The following is a 20,853-nucleotide window of genomic DNA, read 5'->3' on the forward strand; positions in this document are numbered from 1 at the left end:
CTCCTGTCAGTGCGCGACGGCGGCAGCGGCCGCCTCGTCGATCAGCCGGCCGGAACGGAAACGCTCCAGCGTCAGCCCAGCATTGAACTTGTGCGGCTCGTCGCGGGCGATCAGGTGCGCGAAGAGATTGGCCGAACCTGGTGTCGCCTTGAAGCCGCCAGTGCCCCAGCCGCAATTGACGTAAAGTCCGGGAACCGGCGTCTTCGACTGGATGGCCGAACGATCCGGCGTATTGTCGACGATCCCGCCCCATTGGCGCATCATCTTCACGCGGCGGAACATCGGGAAGAGCTCGCAGATGGCATCGAGTGTATGCGTGATGATCTGCAGGCCGCCGGTTTGCGAGTAGGAATTATACTGGTCCGTACCCGCGCCGATGACGAGCTCGCCCTTGTCGGATTGCGAGATATAGGCATGCACCGTGTTCGACATGACGACGCAGGGGAAGATCGGCTTCAGCGGCTCTGACACCAGCGCCTGCAGCGGGCTCGATTGCAGCGGCACGCGCACATCCGCCATCCGCATGATTGTTGTCGTGTGGCCGGCAGCAGACACGCCGACCTTCTTTGCGCCGATGAAGCCCCTGTTGGTCTCGACACCGGTCACACGTCCATCAGCGCCGCGGCGGATGCCGGTGACTTCGCAATTCTGAATGATGTGGACGCCACGGTCGGACGCAGCACGCGCATAACCCCATGCAACAGCATCGTGACGTGCCGTACCGCCGCGGCGCTGCAGGGCTGCACCGTTGATCGGATAGCGCGCGGTCGCCGAAATATCGAGCGGCGGGCAATAGGCCTTGGCCTGCTCCGGCGTCAGCCACTCATTGTCGATGCCGTAAAGCCGGTTGGCATGAATATGCCGCTTGAAGCTTTGCGTGTCGTGCACATTGTGTGACAGCATCATCACGCCACGCGGCGAATACATGACATTGTAGTTGAGCTCCTGAGACAGCCCTTCCCAGAGCTTCATCGAGTGCTCGTAAATGTGCATGCTCTCTTCATAGAGATAGTTGGAGCGGATGATGGTGGTGTTGCGGCCGGTGTTGCCGCCGCCGAGCCAGCCCTTTTCCAGCACCGCCACGTTGGTGATGCCATGCTCTTTGGCGAGATAATAGGCCGCGCCCAGCCCGTGGCCGCCGCCGCCGATGATGATGACGTCATATTCGGATCGCGGCTCCGGCGAGGTCCACTGCTTTTCCCAGCCCCTGTGCCCGCGCAGAGCCTCCCGCGCTACGGCAAAAACCGAATATTTCCGCATCCGCCATCATCTCCTTCAGGCAACGGTATTTTCGTCGTGGCCATACAAATCGCAAATCGAATTGCGGCACAACGGTTCTTTTGCGACGTGAAAGAGCTTTTGTTTTGACACGACGACAGGTGCACCGCCTCCGTTTACGGCTGCCTCCCTTCGCAAATGCGGCATAACCCTTTTCTCACCCAACAGGGCAGGCAGAAGCGGCCGCCTGCAAATGCTAATATTCTGATATGTGGGGTGTCACATGTTGGGTTTACGTAGCATAGGGATCGCGGGCTTGTGCTTCGCGCTGTTAAGCGCATGGCCTACGCTTGCCGCTGAACCTGTCGGCCAGGCAACCCTCATCAGAACCGAAGTGAGCGGACAGGGTGGCCCGATCATCGTCAACGACGTGGTCCACCGCGACGAGCGCATCCGCACCTCGCAATCAGGGCTAGGTCAGTTCATATTCCGCGACGGTACCAAGCTTGCCGTCGGCTGGGGCTCGTCTGTCGTCATCGACAAATATGTTTTCGACGATACCGATTCCGTCAAACGCCTCTCCATCAAGGCGGCCAAGGGCACATTCCGCTGGGTCAGCGGCAATTCGAAATCCTCCGCCTATCAGATCCAGACCCCGGCCGGCACGATCGGTGTACGCGGCACCGCCTTCGATTTCTATGTCGGCCCCGACGGCACGACAGCCGTCGTGCTGCTGAACGGCGCGGCCACCTTTTGCGGCCCCGGTGGCTGCCGGCAACTGCAGCAACGTTGCGATTGCGTCGTTGCCCGGCCGAACGGCAACATGACGGATACCCAGCCCGTCAACCGCACCGTGCTGCAGAGATTGGGCAACCAGCGCGCCCTCCCCTTCCTCTCCGGCAATCAGAGCCTGACGGGCGGCCTTGGCCTGCTCGGCGGCTGCCGGATGGCCTCGGTCGACCCTGAGCGCAAGGACCGGGTTCGCCCAGCACCGCTGTCACGGGATCCGGATCCGCCGCCCCCACGGCAACTACAAAAGCAGGATGATCCACCGAAGCAGCGGCCGGAAAAACCGAATAACGACAAACCCCACCATGATGGGCCGAAACATGGCTGGCATGGCGAACACGACAAGCATGGCTGGAAGGATAAGCACGACAGAAACGATCGCCATGGCGATCATGGAAGGCCGGACCGGCAAGATAGATCCGATCATGCAGATAGACATGACGCGCCCGACAGGCCCAGCCGTACAGAAAGGGCAGACAACCATCAGGACCGCAGCCATCAGGACGGGCCGGGCAGGCAGGAAAGAAGCGGCGGTGAAAACCCGACCGCCGGCAACGACAAGAGCGCTGGAAGAAACCGGGATCATGACCATGAGCGGAATCGCGGCTGGGGCGGAAATGGTGGCTGGAGCGGAAATGGCGGCAGGGACCGAAATGGCGGCGGGAACCGCAATCGCTGACTGACTATTCCCCTGCCTGCTTTTCCGGCAGGCCGATATCCTCCCGGAAATGATCGTTCCTGCCCGATATCCGTTCGTAGAACTCTGTGAGGCCGGGCAAGACTTGTACCCCGGCGAGCTTTGCAGCACCGATCAGCTTGCGGCTGTTCCTCGAACGCCCGCGCAAGGCGCTCATCACGTCCTCATGGACGAGATGCAGGGCACCGAATTCCGAGGAGGCAGCGACCTTCTTATCGCCGACCACTGCAAAGATCTGTGTTCGGCTGCTCTTTCCCTTGAGCGGAACAGCTCCTGCCTCCAGCAGCGCCGCTCCGCTCTGCGTCCGCGCCGTGCTGTCGGAGATCAGGATATCGAAGCCGACGTCCTTGCAGCAGGATTCGAGGCGCGCCGCGACATTCACGGCGTCACCGACCGCCGAATAGTTGAAACGTGTCTTCGCGCCCATGTTGCCGACACAGGCAAGGCCTGTATGGATGCCGATGCCGATCCTCACCTGCTCAGCGCTGCCGAAACCGAAGGCATCGCGGGCATTGAGCTCGGCGAGCGTCTCCCGCATCGCGAGCGCCGCCCGTAGCGCTTTTGCTGCATGATCCGAAACATCGACCGGCGCATTCCAGAACGCCATGATGGAATCGCCGATGAATTTATCGAGCGTTCCCTCGTTCCCCACGACGTGACGGCTCAGGGCATCGAGCAGCGTATTCAGGAACTGGACGACGGCGGTCGGCGTCAGCCTTTCACTGATTTCCGTGAAATTGCGCACGTCGACGAACATCATGGTGAGCTCGCGCTCGTCCCCACCAAGCTTCAGCGCGTCGGGCGTATGCTCGATCCGGTGGAGCAGCGAGGGCGAGAGGTAATGGCCGAAGGCACGCCGCACTTCCCGCCGCTCCCTGTCTATGACGAGGATACGGAACGATGTTGCGGCAAAATGCGTGATGGAACCGCTGATAATAGGCGCCAGCGGATCAAACAGCAGACCGGCATAGAGAAAAGAAAACCACGAAGCGGCAAGCGCCATCGCGGTAATCGCCAGGCCGCAGACCAGCGCCACGGCAGGACTGACGAAGGTAGTGATGATGACGAGCAGGAAGCCGAGCACGGCAATGGAGAGGATCTCCAGCCCGTCGGCCCAGTCCGGCCGTGACAGGTAGCGGCCCGAAAGGATCTGCTCGACAGTCTGGGCCTGTAGCGAAACACCCGGCACGTTTTCTCCGAGCGCGGTGGTGCGAATATCCTGCAGCCCGACCGCAGAAGTGCCGACGAATATGATGCTTCCTTCGATCTGAGCAGCGACATCGGAGGCCACGCCGCCGGTTGCAAGGACTTTTCGAGCCGAGACGTAGCGCTCTGCCCGGTTCGGCGTCACATAAAGCCAGATCTCTCCGGCAGCCGTCAGCGGAACGACGAAATCGCCAATCTTCGCCGAGGTGATGATCCCTGCCCGGTCGGGTGCGCCGGCCAGCACATAGGTCGAGGCACCCTGCGCCACCCTCAAGGCTTCGATCGCAAGATTGGGATAGAACTGTTCGCCATCGCTGAGGAACAGCGGCACCGCGCGGACCACCGATGACGGGCTGCCCGGATTGAGACTGACATGGCCAAGCCCCAAGGCATTCGCTTCCAGCCTCGGCCGGAGCGGCGTGGAAGCGCTCAGATGCGGAGGCGCCGACAGCGGACTTTCACCGGTAAAGGCAAAGCCGGCTTTTACCGGCGGCTTGTAGTTGCCCTCATTGGAAAGCCCGAAGCCGAGAACGACAGGCTTTCCTTCGATCGACTGGGCGAAGATCTCGTCATTGTCAGGCAGTTGCGCGGCGAGCGATGGATCGACGCCCTCCACCTCCTGGATGACATTGCGCGGGGACATCCGGTCGGGCTCGGCAAAGATGACGTCGAAGGCGATGGCCGCCGCTCCCATGTCGGAGAGGCGCTCAACCAGTGTGGCCAGCCTGTCGCGCGGCCATGGCCACTGACCGAACTCCCGCAGGGAAGCCTCGTCGATATCAACCACTCGAACCGGCACAGCTTCGAAGCTGCGCGGCACAAGGCGCTGATACTCATCGAAGGTAACGTCGCGGATCTGCTTCAGCACCGGCGGATCGCTTGCCCGGAACATCGTGAGCGCAGCCACGATGATCAGGCCGATCAGCACACCGATCTGCTGCAATCGCGTCATGCGTTCCCGACCTCCCCTCGGGCGGATCCAGGAGCCGTCCCGCCGCAGGCAGGCTACGCCTGTTTGACACCAAAGGCCATTCGCTCACTCACAAGCTGAACAACAAAGCGGAATCCGGCTATTTGCATCGGTCAGGTCATCGCTGAGATGCAACGGCAACACAGCGTGGAATTACTTCCAGATTTGGCCGTCGCTTTTAGCCTGACCTATACGCACCGGCCTTGCCGCGCCTGCGGCGAAATGTTCTTGTGTCTCAGGGGATTTAACAAATCGATCATTGTCGAGGGGATGAGCCATGGCAGATCCGCAAGGAGAGACCACGGCAATAATTGCCGAAGATCCGGCTTTCAACGCGCGCAGAAGCGGCTACTGGCTGGTCGTCGTCGTGTTGGCGATGCTGGCCGGGCTGCCGCTTGCCGTCTGGCTCGATATCAGTGATCTCTCCGAAAGCGCTCTGCGCCGGCAGGCGCGGGACATGAGCTCGCTCGTCACGAGCATCCGCTCCTATTATTCGGCGAATGTCGTCGGCCGGGTGCTTGCCGCCCATCAGGCGGGCGACGTCAACGGCACCGTCGTCTCCCACAACTACGCCAATATTCCGGGCGCGATTCCGCTGCCGGCGACGCTTTCACTGGAACTCGGCGACGTCATCAAGGAGCAGCAGGCCAATATTACCTATCGCTTCCTCTCCGATCTGCCTTTCAGGAATCGTGCGCCTCACGATCTCGACAATTTCGAAAACGCGTCGCTGACCTCCCTGCGCGCCAATTCCAGCCAGACGCTGACCGATCTGACACGCATCGGATTTACCGATACGCTGCGGCTCATCACACCCGTCATTATGGGCCAGGCCTGCGTCGCCTGTCACAATACCCACCCCGAAAGCCCGAAGAAGGACTGGAAGGTGGGCGATGTGCGCGGCATCCAGGAAGTCATTATCCGTCAGCCCTATGCGAGCAATATTCTCGCCTTCAAATATCTGCTTTGCTATTTCCTGTTCGTCGCCATTATCGGCATCAGCTTCATTGTCCTGCAGCGCCAGCAGACGCGCGTCATCCACAACGCCAACCGCGACCTGGAGGCGGCAAATGAGTTCCTCGCCAGCGTTTCGCTGAAGATTTCCCGTTACCTGTCGCCGCAGATCTACAAGGGCATCTTCAGCGGTCAGAAGGATGTGGTGGTCCACACCGAGCGCAAGCGATTGACGATCTTCTTCTCCGACATCAAGGATTTCACGGCGACGACCGAGCGCCTCCAGCCGGAAGCGCTGACGGAGATGCTGAACGAATATCTGACAGAAATGTCCACGATCGCTCTGAAGCACGGCGGCACGGTGGACAAGTTCATCGGCGACGCGATGCTGGTCTTCTTCGGCGATCCCGAAACCAAGGGGCCGGAAGAAGATGCCAAGGCTTGCCTGCGCATGGCAGTCGATATGCAGCGCAGGCTCGGCGAACTGAAGGACAGGTGGCGCAGAAACGGCACGGAAGAACCCTTCGTGGTGCGCATGGGGATCAACAGCGGCTACTGCAATGTCGGCAATTTCGGCAGCAACGACCGCATGGACTATACGATCATCGGCGCCGAAGCGAATCTGGCTGCGCGCCTGCAATCGATCGCCCAGGGCGGGGAGATCGTCATCAGCTATGAAACCTATGCGCTGGTGAAGGATATCGTCGATGCCCATCCCCTGCCGCCGATCACCATGAAGGGGATCCAGCGGGAGATCGTACCCTACGCCGTGGACGGGCTGATGCTCGGCGCCGATCACAAGAGCCGAGTTCTAAGCGAGCATTTGGCCGGTCTCGACCTGCATCTGGATATGGCGCGGCTCGAGCCTGCCGACCGTTCCCGCGTGATGGCAGCGCTGAAGGAGGCGATCGCCGCATTGGACGAAACCAAGCCCGAGACGGCGCGCTCCTAGCGCCGTATAATCATGGGCGGTATTTTTCCGCCTACTCGCACGTGTGCCATCTGGACTTCAATCCCTTGATCTGCTATTTCGCGTCATCAATTGCAAGGCTGCGGCCGCGCGAACGTTATAATTTTGCCCTAGGCGCTGCGCCGCCTTTCGGTATCAACCAAACCAAAGGAACGTGATTCTCGTGCAGGTACTTGTCCGCGATAACAATGTTGACCAGGCTCTCCGCGCTCTCAAGAAGAAGATGCAGCGCGAAGGCATTTTTCGCGAAATGAAGATGCGCGACTATTACGAAAAGCCGTCAGAGAAGCGTGCTCGCGAAAAGGCCGAGGCTGTTAGTCGTGTTCGCAAGCTGGCCCGCAAGCGCGCGCAGCGCGAAGGTCTGGTTGCACACTAAGGCGGTGCCGTCGTTTTTTCGACGTTTTCAGATGCATGTGTGGCGGGGGCGATAAGTTTCGCCGCCGCCTTTTTAATTTCTGCTGAAGATTACATATCCGCCTTGCTGGATATGCTGCATGGGGAAAGCGAGCCCGAATGGCTGTCATAACTTTGAATCCGTCCCGCTCGCGTTCGCAGAAATCGATCGTGTTAGCCTCGCTGGCGTTTGCCGCAGCGCTTGGCCTTGCCGGTTGTGAAACGACCAACACGTCGGACGCTGTGATCCGCATCGACAAGGCGCAGGGCTCGCAGGAGAACATCGCGTCGCTGACGGCCGTCATCAACGCCAATCCGCGCGATCCGGAAGGCTACAATGTCCGCGGTTCCGCTTATGGCCGCGGCGGCGAATTCCGCAAGGCGCTCGACGACTTCAACACCGCGCTGCAGATCAACCCGCGCTTTTTCCAGGCCTATGCCAACCGCGCGCTGGTCTACCGCAATATGGGCCAGCAGCAGCAGGCGATCGCCGATTACAACGCAGCCCTGCAGATCAATCAGAGCTATGACGTCGCCTATATCGGTCGCGGCAATGTCTACCGCATGGCTGGCCAGGACGATCAGGCCTTCAATGATTTCTCAAAAGCGATCCAGCTCGGCACGACGGATGGCCGCGCCTATCACAATCGCGGCCTGATCTATCAGAAGCGCAATCAGCAGGATAAGGCGATCGACGATTTCTCGAAGGCGATCTCGCTCTCGCCGAATTCGCCCGAGCCCTACAATGGCCGCGGCATTTCCTATATTGCTCTGAACGATAACGACAACGCCTTCGCCGACTTCAACCACGCGATCGAGCTCAACGGCAACCTCGCTGAATCCTGGGCAAACCAAGCTCTCGTCTACGAGCGCCGCGGCGAGAAGGACAAGGCCATCCGCTCCTACCGCCATGCAGTCGGCCTCGATCCGAAATACCAGCCGGCCCGGGATGGGCTTGCCCGCGTCGGCGGCACCGCCGGCTAACGGATATCAGGTAGCGACGATGACAGCGAAACCGCATGTGATCGTCGTCGGCGCCGGCATCGTCGGCGCCTCCATTGCCTGGCATCTCACACGCAAGGGTGCAGCAGTCACCGTCGTCGGCGAAGAGCTCGGCGGTGTGGCGACACCCTGCTCCTTTGCCTGGATCAATGCGAGCTGGGGCAATCCCGAATTCTATTTCCATTTTCGCCGCAGGGCGATGGCCGAATGGAAGCGACTGGCACGGGAACTGCCCGGCTTGCCGCTTTCCTGGTGCGGTGGTCTCTGCTGGGATGCGCCGGCGGCCGATCTCGAGGCCTATGCCGAAGAGTATGGCCGTTGGGGCTATGGTATCACCCGGCTAGGCCGTGAAGAAAGCGCGCTGCTCGAACCCGGCCTTAGCGAATATCCGGATTTCGCCCTCCATGTGGCAGAAGAAGGTGCGGTCGAGCCTGTTGCCGCTGCGCGCTTACTGCTTGCGGACGCCGAAGCGCGCGGCGCGACGTTCGTTCATGCCACGGTCAACGGTCTGCTGCAGAGCGGCGGACAAATCGTCGGGGTTGTTTCGTCAGCAGGCATGCACGAAGCCGATCATGTCGTGCTAGCTGCAGGCGCAGGCGCAGTTCCGATCGCTGCCTCGGCGGGAATCACATTGCCGCTTTCCACGCCCGCCGGCCTGATCGTGCACTCCCGTCCTGTCTCGAAACGCTTGAACGGCCTCGTCATGACACCGCGTCTGCATATGCGCCAGACGGCGGAAGGCCGTATCATCGCCGGCACGGATTTCGGTGGCGGCGATCCCGGCAAAGACCATCAGGCAAGCGCTGCCGAACTCTTCGCCCGCGTCAAGGCGATGATCGCAGACAACGGCGATTTGACGTTCGATTTCTTTACTGTCGGCTATCGCCCGACACCGGCTGACGGCTTCCCCATCATCGGCAATGCAGGCCGGCCGGGTCTTTATTTCGCGGTGATGCACTCCGGTGTCACACTTGCTCCGCTTGCCGGCCTGCTTGTTGCAGACGAGCTTCTGTCAGGCAAGACTGACGAAAGCCTCATACCCTTTCGGCTGCAGCGCTTCACCGACAGAAAATAGTCGAAAAAAATCGACGATTTTACACCTGACTATTTTAGTAGGTTGCAACCATATGCCTCGCCCCCTAACATGATCCTGCTTTGATAGCGGGCTATTGGGCGGTATGAATGTGAGGGGCGTTTACGAGCGATGCGGACTCTTGCTTTCGTAAGACCCTGCGAAACCGAGCTTCCTCTGCATCCAGCCGCGGCAGACCGGGGGCGGCATCGATGAAGTTTGCCGCCCGTCTTTTCCCGAAAGCTTCGATCGGAACATATCTCGTCGCTATGGCCGTGGCGATTGCGCTACCGATCTTCGCCTTCGTTGCCCTTCTTCTCATGCAATTGGAAGACAATCAGCGATCCACGCTCAAGCGCGAAACCGCGCAGGATGCGCTGGCCCTGTCACGCACCATCGATCGCCAGCTTCAGGATATGGCGACGACATTGCGGCTGCTGTCCTCCTCTCCCGAACTGGAGAGCGGCGACTATGAGTCTTTCTACAATCGTACGGAAACAGCGCTGCGCGGCGATACGCTCTATGTGATCGCCGTCGACAGGACCGGGCAGCAATTTCTGAATACCCGTCGCGCCTTCGGCACGTCGCTCGGCAAGACGACGAACATCGCGGCTCTCGAGGCCGCCATGAAATCCGGCCGTATCGAAGCCTCCGACGTCTTCATGGGCGCAACGAGCGGCATGTGGGTCTACAACGTCACCCTGCCGCGTGACGAGGGTCCCGTCGCCGCATTGATCATCACGCAGAATGCCAACGACCTCGCAAAACTCGTCACGACCGAGGGCCTTGCCTCCGGCTGGTCGGCAGCGGTGATCGATCAGGGTGGTCATGTGGTAGCCAGCCGTGGCCCGGCCAACCTGCAGCCGGGCGAACCCTTCGACCCGCGCATTCTGCCCTCGCTCGTCGCTTCCAGCGGCGTTTTCGAAGACAGCGATATTCTCCCGCATGCCCTGTTGGGCTATGCGCAGATTCCCGGCTGGTCCTGGAAGACTGTGGTGTGGGGGCCGATCGCTACCGCCCAGGCACCGATCCTCAGCACCTGGCGCTTCCTGCTGATCGGCGGGCTCATGCTGTTTCTCGTTGCCGTACTCGCAACCTATGCCGTTGCCAGGCAGGTCCGCTCGACGATCCGTGAGATCGCCGACATGGCAAACCGGCTCGGTGACGGCCATATCGTCTCGCCGGTCGAAACCAGCGTCATCGAGGCCAACCAGGTGGCGATTGCGCTTTCGAACGCCTCTTTCGACCGGAGCCAGAGCGAAGACCGGCTGCGCTTCGTCATGCACGAACTTGTCCACCGGACCAAGAACCTGCTGACGCTTGTTCTCGCCATGATGCGCCAACTCTCCAAGCAGGCCGACAGCGTCGAGACATTCCGGCTGGCCGTCGCTCATCGCCTTGAAGGGCTCGTGCGCTCGATCGAGCTTTTGACTGGCGAACAGTGGTCCGGTGTCTCGCTGCATCGCGTCATCGACATCCACCTGCAGGCTTTCCCGCAAGCCCGCGAGCAGGTCGAAATCGAGGGCATGGATTTCATCCTCAAACCCGATGCCGTTCAGAATCTCGGCTTGGCGCTCCACGAGCTCGCCACCAATTCGGTGAAGTATGGCGCACTATCGATGCCGCAGGGCCGCGTGCGTTTCGATTGGCAGCCAGTGGAAGACAACATGCTGCGTTTCAGCTGGACTGAGAGCAACGGTCCGCCGGTCAAACCGCCGGCGCGCACCGGCTTCGGCACCACCGTCATCAAGGCTCATGCCGCCTCCGCTTTCCGGGGCAAGGTCGATATTGACTTCCGCCCCGAAGGTCTCGTCTGGATCCTCACAGCCCAGCGTCGGATGATGGAGCGCGAGTAGCGCGACCGGAACAATCACTGCAACCATCCGTTTCGAACAGGTCATTCAAAAGGAAAAAGACCATGTTCAAGCAAACCATGATTGCCGCGGCAGTCGTTTCGGCTGCAGCCTGCGCCGGTTCGGCTGCAGCAGCGGACTATATGTCGCTTGGCCGGCTCGTCTGCGGATCGGATGGCGGCCAGGGGCTAATAGTCACTTCCGAAAAGAACCTGATCTGCACCTATACGCCGGCTTCCGGCGGCCCCAAGGCGGTGTATGCCGGCAAGATCGAGAAATTCGGTATCGACATCGGCCAGACCGGCAAGAGTGTGATGATTTGGCAGGTGCTTGCCAAGACCGGCACCAATATGCCTGACTTTGCACTCGCCGGGGAATATTACGGCATCGGCGCAGATGCCAGCCTCGGTGCCGGCGGAGGTGCCAAGGTCATTGCCGGCGGCACGGACAAGGCCTTCATGCTGCAGCCGCTGAATCTGCAGGCCCAGGAGGGCCTTAATCTGGCAATCGGCGTCGAGAAGATGACGCTGGTTCCCGGCGAAATTTAACCGCTGTCCAGGATAAATGAAAAGCCCGCTGAAGCAGGCTTTTCGATCAATGGGCGATCGCCTTGTTGATTTCCTCGGTGACCTTCTTGGCGTCCCCAAGCAGCATCATCGTGCCGTCCTTGTAGAACAGCGTATTATCGATGCCGGCGTAACCGGAGCCGAGCGAGCGCTTGACGAACAGGCAGGTCTTCGCCTTGTCGACGTCGAGGATCGGCATGCCGTAGATCGGCGAAGTCTTGTCGTCGCGCGCCGCCGGGTTGGTGACATCGTTTGCGCCGATGACATAGGCCACATCGGCCTGGGCGAATTCGGAGTTAATGTCCTCAAGCTCGAAGACCTCGTCATAGGGCACGTTGGCCTCGGCAAGCAACACGTTCATATGGCCGGGCATGCGGCCGGCGACCGGATGGATCGCGTATTTCACCTCGACGCCGTTCTTCTTGAGATTATCGGCGAGCTCGCGCAGCGCATGCTGGGCCTGGGCGACCGCCATGCCGTATCCCGGCACGATGATGACCTTCGAGGCATTCGCCATCAGATAGGCCGCGTCTTCAGCTGAACCGAGCTTCACCGTCTTGTCGGAATTGTCGGCGGCGCCAGCCGATGCCTCGCCGCCAAAACCGCCAAGGATGACAGAGATGAAGGAGCGATTCATGCCCTTGCACATGATGTAGGAGAGGATCGCGCCTGAGGAACCGACCAGCGCGCCGGTGATGATCAGCGCCAGATTGCCAAGGGTGAAGCCGATGCCCGCCGCAGCCCAGCCCGAATAGGAGTTCAGCATCGAGACGACGACAGGCATATCGGCGCCGCCGATCGGCACGATCAGCAGGATGCCGAGTAACAACGAGAGCGCAACGACCGCCCAGAAATCCAGGTGGCTCTCAGTCACCGCCAGCCCAATGATGAAGAGCACGATCAGCACCAGCAGGGTTGCATTGATCACATGCCGGTAAGGCAGCAGGATCGGCTTGCCGGACATGCGCCCGTCGAGCTTCAGGAAGGCGATAATCGAACCGGTGAAGGTCAGCGCTCCGATCGCCACGCCGAACGCCATCTCGATGCGTGCTTCGGTGTGGATCTGGCCGATCTCGCCGATGCCGAAGGAGGCGGGCGTATAGAGCGCGGAAGCCGCCACCAGCACGGCGGCAAGGCCGACGAGCGAATGGAAGCCGGCGACGAGTTGCGGCATCGAGGTCATTGGGATGGTTCGGGCGACATAGGCGCCGACGCTGCCGCCGATGGCAAGGCCGAGGATGATCAACACGAAGCCCCCAAAATTGGGCGTCGCCAGCACCAGCGTCGTGAGGATCGCAATCCCCATGCCGACCATGCCGTAAAGATTGCCTTTGCGGCTGGTGGCCGGATGCGAGAGCCCGCGCAGCGCCAGAACGAAAAGGACGCCGGAGACGAGATAGAGGAAGGCTGCAATATTGGTCATCGGCCCCTCACTTGTCCTTCTTGCGGTACATCGCCAGCATGCGCTGCGTGACCAGGAAGCCGCCGAAGATATTGACCGAGACGAGCACCAGCGCCACGAAACCGAAGCCGGTCGCAAGCCCGCTGGTCGAAATGCCGACGGCGAGCAGTGCACCGACGACGATGACCGATGAGATCGCGTTGGTCACCGCCATCAGCGGCGTGTGCAGCGCCGGCGTCACCGACCAGACGACGTAATAGCCGACGAAGATCGACAAGACGAAGATCGCCAGCTGGAAGACGAAGGGATCGATCGCCCCGCCCGTTGCCGCACTTGCCGCTTCCGGAGCGTGGGCAGCTGCGGTCGCGACGGCGGTCACGGCGTCGTTCAGCTGTTGCAGCGCCTTGTCCATTGCTTCACTGGCCATCAGTTATCCCCCTTCTTGGCGCCGCCGAATGCCGGATGCACGACATCCCCCGCATAGGTCAGCATCGTCGCCTTGATGAGCTCGTCCTCGAGGTTGAGCACGACCGATTTCGTTTCCTTGTTCACCATCGTCTCGAGGAAGGTGACAAGGTTCTTGGCGTAAAGCGCTGAGGCGCTGGCCGCCACGCGGCCCGCCATGTTCGAGAAGCCGATCACCTTCACGCCTTCGACATCGGCGACCTGTCCTGCAGCCACACCCTCAATATTGCCGCCACGCTCGACTGCGAGATCGACAGCGACCGCACCAGGCTTCATCGAGGCCAGCATGGCGCGCGAGACAAGCCGCGGCGCCGGACGGCCGGGAATGAGAGCAGTCGTAATGACGATATCCTGCTTGGCGATGTGTTCGGCCACGAGTTCGGCCTGCTTCGCCTGATAGTCGGCCGACATTTCCTTGGCATAACCGCCTGCCGTTTCCGCCGCCTTGAACTCCTCGTCCTCGACGGCGATGAACTTGGCGCCGAGCGAGGCGACCTGCTCCTTGGCGGCCGGGCGAACGTCGGTTGCCGAGACCGCAGCACCGAGGCGCCGCGCCGTCGCGATCGCCTGCAGACCGGCGACGCCCGCCCCCATGACGAAGACCTTGGCGGCCGGCACGGTGCCGGCTGCCGTCATCATCATCGGCATGGCCCGGTCATAGACCGCCGCCGCCTCGATGACGGCCTGGTAGCCTGCGAGATTGGCCTGCGATGAAAGCACATCCATCGACTGCGCACGGGTGATGCGCGGCATCAGCTCCATGGCGAAAGCCGAAAGCCCGGCACTTGCCATCGCGGCGATCGCCTCGTCATTGCCGTAGGGATCCATGATGGCGATGACGACGGAACCGGTCTTGTAGCCGGGAATCTCGCGTTCGCTCGGGCGGCGGACCTTCAGGATCACGTCGGCGGACGCCGCATCTGCGAAAGTGCCGATTGAGGCACCCACGGCCTCGAATTCACTGTCCGGAATACGAGAAAGCATTCCGGCACCCGCTTCGACGATGACATCGAAGCCGAACGACTTCATCTTTTTCACGGTTTCGACAGACGCGGCAACGCGCGTCTCCCCATCCGTAATTTCCTTTGCTACGAAAACGATATTGGCCAACCGCCCCCTCCTCCGGGTCAGCTGGGCCGTGGCAAGCCGCTTGCCTGCACGGGCCAAGCATCTACATCACAAAGTTCGGAAGACCTTGTCTTCCTGCAGGCCGCGCTTAGCGGAGCAGAAAGATGCCGGCGACGAGAATGATGAGGAAGACGAGGATGCCGCCGAGGAAACCGGCGCCGCCGAAGAAACCAGCAGTCATGGCAAGCATCAGGGCGATCAGAATCATCGTGCCGTATTTCGTGCCGGCAATGAACATGTTGTAGGTCTTCTCATGTTCCTTGTAGTCCATCGGCGCGCCGGTCTCGACCGGTCCGGTATGATGTTCGGCCATGAATATCGTCTCCCTGAAATGCCTTAACGCTGCCTGATTCCCTCGCCTCAGCGAGGCAAATCCCCACCCGCAGGGATTACACAATGACGGGCGAAAGCGCAATGCATGAGAATGCCGCAGGAGTGCCTCGCAGTGACCTCATCCGGACGAAAAGACGACGTCAGCCGCCGGATGAAAGGAGGTCCGGCGACAGATGCGGTTTTCGACTGTCACCACCCCCATCTGCCCCAGCGGGCGTCGTCTCTCTATCGCGGAGAAAGGGAAATCACAGCGGCAAATCGGTGCCAAGTTCGCCTGGTGGCACGAAACGCGCCGTCGGAATGATGGTGAGCGGCGGCAGCGTGTCGTTCGGATTGCGCGAAAACATCATGCGCTGCTCGCTGGCGCCGGAGATGAAGAAGGGGTAACGCGTCAACAGCTTGCGCCCGACCTCGACCACATTCGTCGCCATCAGCGTCACGTCAACCCCGTAACTCTGCGCCAGTCGGCCGGGCACAATGGTATCGGCATAGAAGACCCGCTTGTAGAAGGCGGCATGCGGGGGCCGGACGGACTGAATAACGCGGTCAGCCCGGAAATACGCTGCCGCAACGATGGCGGGTCTCAGCGTCAGATAGGGAACCCATGGCATGTTGGCGGTGATCTCCGGATCGGCCGCGAAACGCGCCGGGTCGATCAAGGTCAGCCCGGCGTCCAAAAGCTCATCCATCGCCTCGGGAAAGGCCTCTCCGGACCGGCTGATACGATGCTCCGGCGTCACATAGTGAATTCGGATCGTACTGACCAGTTCACCATAATAGTACAGACCGAAAATATAGGCATGGCTGTCGAAATCGACATCGTCCAATAGGCCTTCCGGTGCAAGCGACAGCGCGCCGTGGGCCTTGTAGGCCTTGTAGCGCAGCCGCTCCACCTCTTCCATGTCTTCGCTGCTTTCGACACGGCGATACTCGACATGATCCAGAATTTCCAGGATTTTACTGCTGAAATCGCTACGCGTAAAAAGTGTGTCTGACATTTTTTCGATCCGCTCGTTAACGGATCATTAATCATACGCCGCCGATTTATAGGCAAGAAAATCTGAGAATTTGCGTTAAATTTAAATTATTAAGGTTAACGGCGCGCAGGATTTTCGGCTGGATAGCCAGTCGCTTGCAGACGGCTCAGGCGACCTTGGTGCGACGGCGCTGGACGGTGCGGCGGCCGATGCCCTCTTGCAGCAGCGTGATGTTCTGAGAAGGCACCGGCTGCGAGAAAACATAGCCCTGCACGAGATCGGCGCTGCGGTGCTTGTTGAGCAGCGCCAGTTGCTCCTCGGTCTCCACACCTTCGATCACGATCTTCAAACCCAGTTCGCGGGCGAGATTGACCGTGCCGCGCAAGAGCTTGAGGCGGCGCGCATCCTCGGCGATGTTGCGCACGAAGGAGCGGTCGATCTTGACGATATCGAGCGGCAGCGTGTCGAGATAACTGAGGCTGGAGAAGCCGGTGCCGAAATCGTCGATGGCGATGGTGATGCCGCGGGACCTGAGTTCCGCCAGGATGGCGCGCACCGCCGCCGGTTCGTCGATCAGGCAGCTCTCGGTAACCTCGAGATGCAGCCGCGCCGCGGCGAGGCCGGAACGGGCAAGCGCATCGGCGACGACTGAAAGGATGTCAGCATCGCGCAGATCCCGTGCCGAAAGGTTGACAGAAACGGCGATATGTTCCGGCCAGGTCATGCATTCGCTGCAGGCCTTGAACAGCACGAAACGAGTGATGTCGGAGATGATGCCCATATCCTCGGCGAGCCGGATGAAGACGTCGGGTGGGATCGAGCCCCTCTCCGGATGCACCCAGCGCGCCAAGGCTTCGGCACATTCGATCCGCGAGCCGTCGGCCCGGAACATCGGCTGGAAGACGAGATGCAGCGCCTGAGCCGAGACCGCGTCGCGGAGATCCGCCTTCAGCTTCTGCTGCTCGATATAGCGACCGTCCATTTCCCGCTCAAAGCCTGAGATGCCACCCTTGAAACGCGACTTGCTTTCGAACAGGGCAAGGTCCGCCTTGACGCTCCATTCGTCCATGGCGAACGAATCGCTTTCGAGGATCGCGTAGCCGGCGCTGAGCGAAACGAGAAAGGTTATTTCGTCGACCTCGTAGTGGCCCTGGATCGCGGCGTGAACGCGGCGGATTTCGCGGTCGAGCGAGGCCTGCTCCTTCGCACGCGGGAAGAACAAGATGAACTGATCTCCCATGAGCCGACCGAGAATGGCATTCCCGGAGGCCTGCTTGATGCGGGCGGTGATGGCGCAGAGCAGATGGTCGCCGGTGACATGACCGCGCATGTCGTTGACATGTTTGAACTCGTCGATATCGAGCACCATGAAGCCGAGCGGCCCGTTCTTCTTCGGATATTTGGCAAAATACTCCTGCACCAGCTGGCCGAAATATTCCCGGTTGGGCAGGCCGGTCAGCGCGTCGAAGCGCACCATGTGCAGGATCTTCTGCTCCGCCTTCACCCGGCTCGACACGTCCTCGAAGATCAGCACGGCGCCGCCATCGGCCCTGCGGCTGGCAGAGAATTCCAGCGACAGGCTCTCGGGAAAATGAATGAGCGTGCGCGACAGGCTGCCCTCGGCCACTTGGGTGAGCTGGCGCAGGATGAGCTCGGGCTGCGAGGCATCCATGAAACTGTAGCGCGCGCCGTAGCGCAGCACGGTGCCGAGATCGCGGTCCTTCAGCCGGTCCGGCGCACCGATCTTCAGAAGCTCGCAGGCCTTGCGATTGACCACCTGGATGCGGTTTTCGGCATCGACCATGACGAGGCCGTGCGGCATGTTGTTGAGCGCCGTATCGAAACGGTCGGCGATGATGGTGATTTCACGGCGCGCAATGACGTTCTCATAGAGAAACTCGCGCACGCCGTTCGCCATGGCCCGGGTCGTCAGCCAGAAAGGAATGAGGAAGATCGAAAGCAAGCCACGATAGAAATCCAGCGCTAGTAGGCTGCAGACGATCATCGGCAGGCAGCAGAAGAGCGTCTGGAGGTCGACTGCGAAGCGCGAGCCGTAGTTGCGGCCGACGACGGAAACCATGGTCGCCATGGTGACGGAGATGCAGGCAAGCTCCGCAAAGGAATCATGCACGACGAAGATGGCGTAGCCACTGGCGATGCCGAGGAGCGCGGTGGTACAGGCTCCACTGCCAACGAGAATCCGCTCCCAACGTTCGATTCCGGCGTGCGACAGGCTCTGCTTGTCGACACGATCGAACTGCCGGAAGATGACCATGCGAGCGCTGAAGACCAGAAGGAAGGCGACCGACAGCAGGATGTAGATGGAGTGCTGCGTCTTGGCAGCCACGGCAAGGCATGTCGCAACATGCACAATCACGCCAACGATAAGCGTCATGCGGTTCCCGGACAGGGAACTCACAAACGACAGATACACATCCTTAGGGACCCTGTTCGGGTTATGTGGCTTCATCCATACTTTCCCTGTGCGCGGGAAATGTAAACGGAACCCTTTAAAAATTGATTTCAAACGGTTCAAACATTTGGTCAATTTTTCTAAAACTATAGGATGAAGGGTACACTCAATACGGGATAATACAGCTTTCTCGCGAGGTTTTTGAAAAAAATATCCGCCTCTGAGTTGCCTTTATTTTCCACGGGATCGCAGTCTTTAGCCGTATAAGACTATATTCCAAGGCGGCCCGTTTATCCTTCCAATTTCAAAAACCCTGGTCTACACCGGTTGCAGGGGAGAACTGCCGAAAACGGCGAGACAATAAGGGGAGGCGAATGTCGGTATTCCTGGCCGCCAGTCGGCTGATCGACTCGATCAGCGAGTTCATGGGAAAACTTTCCGAATATATGGTGCTGTTCTGCTGTCTGATCAGCGCCGGAAACGCCATCGTGCGCTACGCCTTCAACTACAGTTCGAACGGCTGGCTCGAGATCCAGTGGTATCTCTTCGCCTTCGTCGTGCTGCTCGGCGCCTCGCATGCGCTGCGCAACAACGAGCATGTCCGCGTCGACCTAATCTATGGCTCGGTTTCCGACAGGGCGAAGATCTGGATCGACATCGTTGGCCTCATCCTCTTCCTCATTCCCGTCTGCATCTTCCTCACCTGGGTCTCCTGGCCCTTCTTCGCGCTTTCCTACCGGCAGGGGGAAATATCGGGCAACGCCGGCGGGCTGATCCGCTGGCCCGTCAAGCTGGTCCTTGTCGCCGGTTTCGCGCTGCTCTCCCTTCAGGGCGTTTCCGAGCTGATTAAGCGGATCGCAGCCGTTACCGGCCATATCAGCATCGACACGAAATACGAAAAGCCGCTGCAGTAACGCGCGCCTGGAGGAACAGATTTGTTTGATTTCGGCATCCTTCCGCCGGCCATGTTCCTGGGCATGGTCATCTTCATGCTCTACGGCTTTCCGGTCGCCTTTTCGCTGGCCGCCGTCGGCCTGTTCTTCGGCATCGTCGGTGTCGTCACCGGCCATTTCGACGAAGCCCTCCTGCAGGCGCTGCCGCTGCGCTTCTTCGGCATCGTCTCCAACGACCTCCTGCTCGCCATTCCCTTCTTCACCTTCATGGGTGCGATACTGGAGCGCTGCGGGCTGGCCGAGGATCTGCTCGAAGGCACCGGCAAGCTCTTCGGTGGCATTCCCGGCGGCCTCGCCTATGCGGTCATCCTCGTCGGCGCCGTACTCGGCGCGATCACCGGCACGGTGGCCGCCTCGGTCATCACCATGGGTGTGATTTCGCTGCCGATCATGCTGCGCTACGGCTACAATCCACGCCTTGCCACCGGCGTCATCGCAGCCTCCGGCACGATCACCCAGGTGATCCCGCCCTCGCTGGTACTCGTCGTTCTCGCCGACCAGCTCGGCAAATCGGTCGGCGACATGTATCGCGGCGCGATCGGCCCGTCGATCCTGCAGGTGGCGATCTTTGTCCTCTTCATCCTGGTGCTATCGATCGTCCGGCCAAAATCGATGCCGCCGCTGCCAAAGGAAGTGCGCGGCGACTTCAATTGGGCGCTGCTCGTGAAGGTGCTGATGGGCATGGTGCCCTCGATCGTGCTGATCTTCCTCGTGCTCGGCACGATTTTCATGGGTCTTGCGACGCCGACGGAAGCCGGCGCGCTCGGCGTCGTCGGCGCCATGGTGCTCGCGGCCATGAACCGGCGCCTCACCTGGCCGCTGGTCCGCGAGGCGATGGCATCGACCACGCACATCACCTCCATGGTTGTGATGATCCTTATCGGCTCCACCTGTTTCAGCCTGGTCTTCCAGGGCATGGACGGCTCGCGCTGGATCGAGCACATGCTATCGGGCATTCCCGGCGGCCCGGTCGGTTTCCTGATCTTCGTCAACATCTTCATCTTCGTGCTCGCCTTCTTCCTCGATTTCTTCGAGATCGCCTTTATCGTCATCCCGATGCTCGCCCCCGTCGCCTCCAATCTCGGCATCGACCTGATCTGGTTCGGCGTGCTGATCTGCGTCAACATGCAGACGAGCTTCATGCACCCGCCCTTCGGCTTCGCGCTCTTCTATCTGCGCTCGATCGCCGGCCGCGAGGTGAAAACCTCGGATATCTACATGGGTGCGCTTCCCTGGGTCGGCATGCAGCTGATCCTGGTGGCGATCGTGATCTTCTGGCCACAATCGGTGACCTACTGGCTGGACCATGGCCCGAAGGTCGACCCGAACTCGATCAAGATTGAAGTCCCGGGCTTCGGCGGTCAGCTCGGTCTGCCTCCGCTCGGCGGCAACAATGGCTCGCCGCAGATCCCGGGCCTGACCCTGCCGCCGCTGAATGGCCTGCCGGGAGCGCCGCCGGCGCCCGCCAAATAGCCAGCAAAAAGCAAAACCC

General features: G+C 60.6%; 17 protein-coding genes. 9 read left to right on the forward strand and 8 right to left on the reverse strand.

The genetic code is table 11. The annotated features are described in order from the left end of the window. Window positions 1–6: 6 nt before the first annotated feature. Complete coding sequence (locus AC1DUP_RS11145; RefSeq protein WP_113296028.1) at window positions 7–1,260, reverse strand: sarcosine oxidase subunit beta family protein; 1,254 nt, start codon at window positions 1,258–1,260, stop codon at window positions 7–9. Window positions 1,261–1,501: 241 nt separating this feature from the next. Here AC1DUP_RS11145 and AC1DUP_RS11150 point away from each other — a divergent pair, with 241 nt between their 5' ends. Further along, on the forward strand, window positions 1,502–2,686 hold the full coding sequence (locus AC1DUP_RS11150; RefSeq protein WP_477832675.1) for a FecR family protein: 1,185 nt from the start codon (window positions 1,502–1,504) through the stop codon (window positions 2,684–2,686). Window positions 2,687–2,690: 4 nt separating this feature from the next. Here the strand turns inward: AC1DUP_RS11150 and AC1DUP_RS11155 are convergent, their stop codons facing one another. Continuing rightward, window positions 2,691–4,862 carry an adenylate/guanylate cyclase domain-containing protein gene (locus AC1DUP_RS11155; RefSeq protein ID WP_113508464.1) on the reverse strand — a complete coding sequence of 724 codons (2,172 nt, stop codon included), beginning with the start codon at window positions 4,860–4,862 and terminating at the stop codon, window positions 2,691–2,693. A 295-nt stretch (window positions 4,863–5,157) separates the two neighbouring features. Between AC1DUP_RS11155 and AC1DUP_RS11160 the strand changes: the two genes are divergently transcribed. The 6 genes from AC1DUP_RS11160 to AC1DUP_RS11185 all read left to right on the forward strand — a co-directional run bounded on the left by AC1DUP_RS11160 (window position 5,158) and on the right by AC1DUP_RS11185 (window position 11,672). Further along, window positions 5,158–6,786 (forward strand): adenylate/guanylate cyclase domain-containing protein, encoded by a 1,629-nt coding sequence (locus tag AC1DUP_RS11160; protein ID WP_477832676.1) that lies wholly within the window; start codon window positions 5,158–5,160, stop codon window positions 6,784–6,786. Window positions 6,787–6,967: 181 nt separating this feature from the next. Then, window positions 6,968–7,180 (forward strand): 30S ribosomal protein S21, encoded by a 213-nt coding sequence (rpsU, locus tag AC1DUP_RS11165; protein WP_113296127.1) that lies wholly within the window; start codon window positions 6,968–6,970, stop codon window positions 7,178–7,180. Between the two features lie 137 nt (window positions 7,181–7,317). Further along, a complete protein-coding gene (locus AC1DUP_RS11170; RefSeq protein ID WP_113296024.1) occupies window positions 7,318–8,181 on the forward strand; it encodes a tetratricopeptide repeat protein in 864 nt (287 codons plus the stop codon). 19 nt (window positions 8,182–8,200) lie between these two features. Continuing rightward, window positions 8,201–9,274 carry an NAD(P)/FAD-dependent oxidoreductase gene (locus AC1DUP_RS11175; RefSeq protein ID WP_477832677.1) on the forward strand — a complete coding sequence of 358 codons (1,074 nt, stop codon included), beginning with the start codon at window positions 8,201–8,203 and terminating at the stop codon, window positions 9,272–9,274. 209 nt (window positions 9,275–9,483) lie between these two features. Then, complete coding sequence (locus tag AC1DUP_RS11180; RefSeq protein WP_113296023.1) at window positions 9,484–11,127, forward strand: sensor histidine kinase; 1,644 nt, start codon at window positions 9,484–9,486, stop codon at window positions 11,125–11,127. Between the two features lie 62 nt (window positions 11,128–11,189). Next, window positions 11,190–11,672 carry a DUF992 domain-containing protein gene (locus tag AC1DUP_RS11185; RefSeq protein WP_113310344.1) on the forward strand — a complete coding sequence of 161 codons (483 nt, stop codon included), beginning with the start codon at window positions 11,190–11,192 and terminating at the stop codon, window positions 11,670–11,672. A 46-nt stretch (window positions 11,673–11,718) separates the two neighbouring features. Here AC1DUP_RS11185 and AC1DUP_RS11190 read toward each other — a convergent pair whose 3' ends face one another. From AC1DUP_RS11190 to AC1DUP_RS11215, 6 genes are all read right to left on the reverse strand, one after another. After that, window positions 11,719–13,113 carry an NAD(P)(+) transhydrogenase (Re/Si-specific) subunit beta gene (locus AC1DUP_RS11190; RefSeq protein ID WP_477832678.1) on the reverse strand — a complete coding sequence of 465 codons (1,395 nt, stop codon included), beginning with the start codon at window positions 13,111–13,113 and terminating at the stop codon, window positions 11,719–11,721. A 7-nt stretch (window positions 13,114–13,120) separates the two neighbouring features. After that, a complete protein-coding gene (locus tag AC1DUP_RS11195) occupies window positions 13,121–13,519 on the reverse strand; it encodes a proton-translocating transhydrogenase family protein (RefSeq protein ID WP_113296020.1) in 399 nt (132 codons plus the stop codon). Next, window positions 13,519–14,667 carry a Re/Si-specific NAD(P)(+) transhydrogenase subunit alpha gene (locus AC1DUP_RS11200; RefSeq protein ID WP_477832679.1) on the reverse strand — a complete coding sequence of 383 codons (1,149 nt, stop codon included), beginning with the start codon at window positions 14,665–14,667 and terminating at the stop codon, window positions 13,519–13,521. Before AC1DUP_RS11200 ends, AC1DUP_RS11195 begins: the two co-directional genes overlap by 1 nt. Before the next feature lie 106 nt (window positions 14,668–14,773). Then, the gene (locus tag AC1DUP_RS11205) at window positions 14,774–14,998 is read right to left on the reverse strand and encodes an aa3-type cytochrome c oxidase subunit IV (RefSeq protein ID WP_113296018.1); all 225 of its coding nucleotides are present in this window, start codon (window positions 14,996–14,998) and stop codon (window positions 14,774–14,776) included. 265 nt (window positions 14,999–15,263) lie between these two features. Continuing rightward, window positions 15,264–16,016, reverse strand: coding sequence for an N-acyl amino acid synthase FeeM domain-containing protein (locus tag AC1DUP_RS11210; protein ID WP_477832680.1), 753 nt, complete (start codon window positions 16,014–16,016; stop codon window positions 15,264–15,266). A gap of 145 nt (window positions 16,017–16,161) precedes the next feature. Further along, window positions 16,162–18,465: an EAL domain-containing protein gene (locus AC1DUP_RS11215; protein WP_113296016.1), complete on the reverse strand. Its 2,304-nt coding sequence runs from the start codon at window positions 18,463–18,465 to the stop codon at window positions 16,162–16,164. 317 nt (window positions 18,466–18,782) lie between these two features. Between AC1DUP_RS11215 and AC1DUP_RS11220 the strand changes: the two genes are divergently transcribed. Next, the gene (locus tag AC1DUP_RS11220) at window positions 18,783–19,322 is read left to right on the forward strand and encodes a TRAP transporter small permease subunit (RefSeq protein ID WP_113508469.1); all 540 of its coding nucleotides are present in this window, start codon (window positions 18,783–18,785) and stop codon (window positions 19,320–19,322) included. A 21-nt stretch (window positions 19,323–19,343) separates the two neighbouring features. Beyond that, entirely contained in the window at window positions 19,344–20,834 is a 1,491-nt protein-coding gene (locus tag AC1DUP_RS11225) for a TRAP transporter large permease (protein WP_477832681.1), read from the forward strand. The last annotated feature ends 19 nt before the right edge of the window (window positions 20,835–20,853 follow it).

Source organism: Rhizobium sp. 01L419, assembly GCF_056400025.1.

What these genes read in the sequence shown, in the direction of transcription:
- AC1DUP_RS11145 (WP_113296028.1), bottom strand. Translation starts at nt 1,260, where the DNA reads ATGCGGAAATATTCGGTTTTTGCCGTAGCGCGGGAGGCTCTGCGCGGG.
- AC1DUP_RS11150 (WP_477832675.1), top strand. Translation starts at nt 1,502, where the DNA reads ATGTTGGGTTTACGTAGCATAGGGATCGCGGGCTTGTGCTTCGCGCTG.
- AC1DUP_RS11155 (WP_113508464.1), bottom strand. Translation starts at nt 4,862, where the DNA reads ATGACGCGATTGCAGCAGATCGGTGTGCTGATCGGCCTGATCATCGTG.
- AC1DUP_RS11160 (WP_477832676.1), top strand. Translation starts at nt 5,158, where the DNA reads ATGGCAGATCCGCAAGGAGAGACCACGGCAATAATTGCCGAAGATCCG.
- AC1DUP_RS11170 (WP_113296024.1), top strand. Translation starts at nt 7,318, where the DNA reads ATGGCTGTCATAACTTTGAATCCGTCCCGCTCGCGTTCGCAGAAATCG.
- AC1DUP_RS11175 (WP_477832677.1), top strand. Translation starts at nt 8,201, where the DNA reads ATGACAGCGAAACCGCATGTGATCGTCGTCGGCGCCGGCATCGTCGGC.
- AC1DUP_RS11180 (WP_113296023.1), top strand. Translation starts at nt 9,484, where the DNA reads ATGAAGTTTGCCGCCCGTCTTTTCCCGAAAGCTTCGATCGGAACATAT.
- AC1DUP_RS11185 (WP_113310344.1), top strand. Translation starts at nt 11,190, where the DNA reads ATGTTCAAGCAAACCATGATTGCCGCGGCAGTCGTTTCGGCTGCAGCC.
- AC1DUP_RS11190 (WP_477832678.1), bottom strand. Translation starts at nt 13,113, where the DNA reads ATGACCAATATTGCAGCCTTCCTCTATCTCGTCTCCGGCGTCCTTTTC.
- AC1DUP_RS11195 (WP_113296020.1), bottom strand. Translation starts at nt 13,519, where the DNA reads ATGGCCAGTGAAGCAATGGACAAGGCGCTGCAACAGCTGAACGACGCC.
- AC1DUP_RS11205 (WP_113296018.1), bottom strand. Translation starts at nt 14,998, where the DNA reads ATGGCCGAACATCATACCGGACCGGTCGAGACCGGCGCGCCGATGGAC.
- AC1DUP_RS11210 (WP_477832680.1), bottom strand. Translation starts at nt 16,016, where the DNA reads ATGTCAGACACACTTTTTACGCGTAGCGATTTCAGCAGTAAAATCCTG.
- AC1DUP_RS11215 (WP_113296016.1), bottom strand. Translation starts at nt 18,465, where the DNA reads ATGAAGCCACATAACCCGAACAGGGTCCCTAAGGATGTGTATCTGTCG.
- AC1DUP_RS11220 (WP_113508469.1), top strand. Translation starts at nt 18,783, where the DNA reads ATGTCGGTATTCCTGGCCGCCAGTCGGCTGATCGACTCGATCAGCGAG.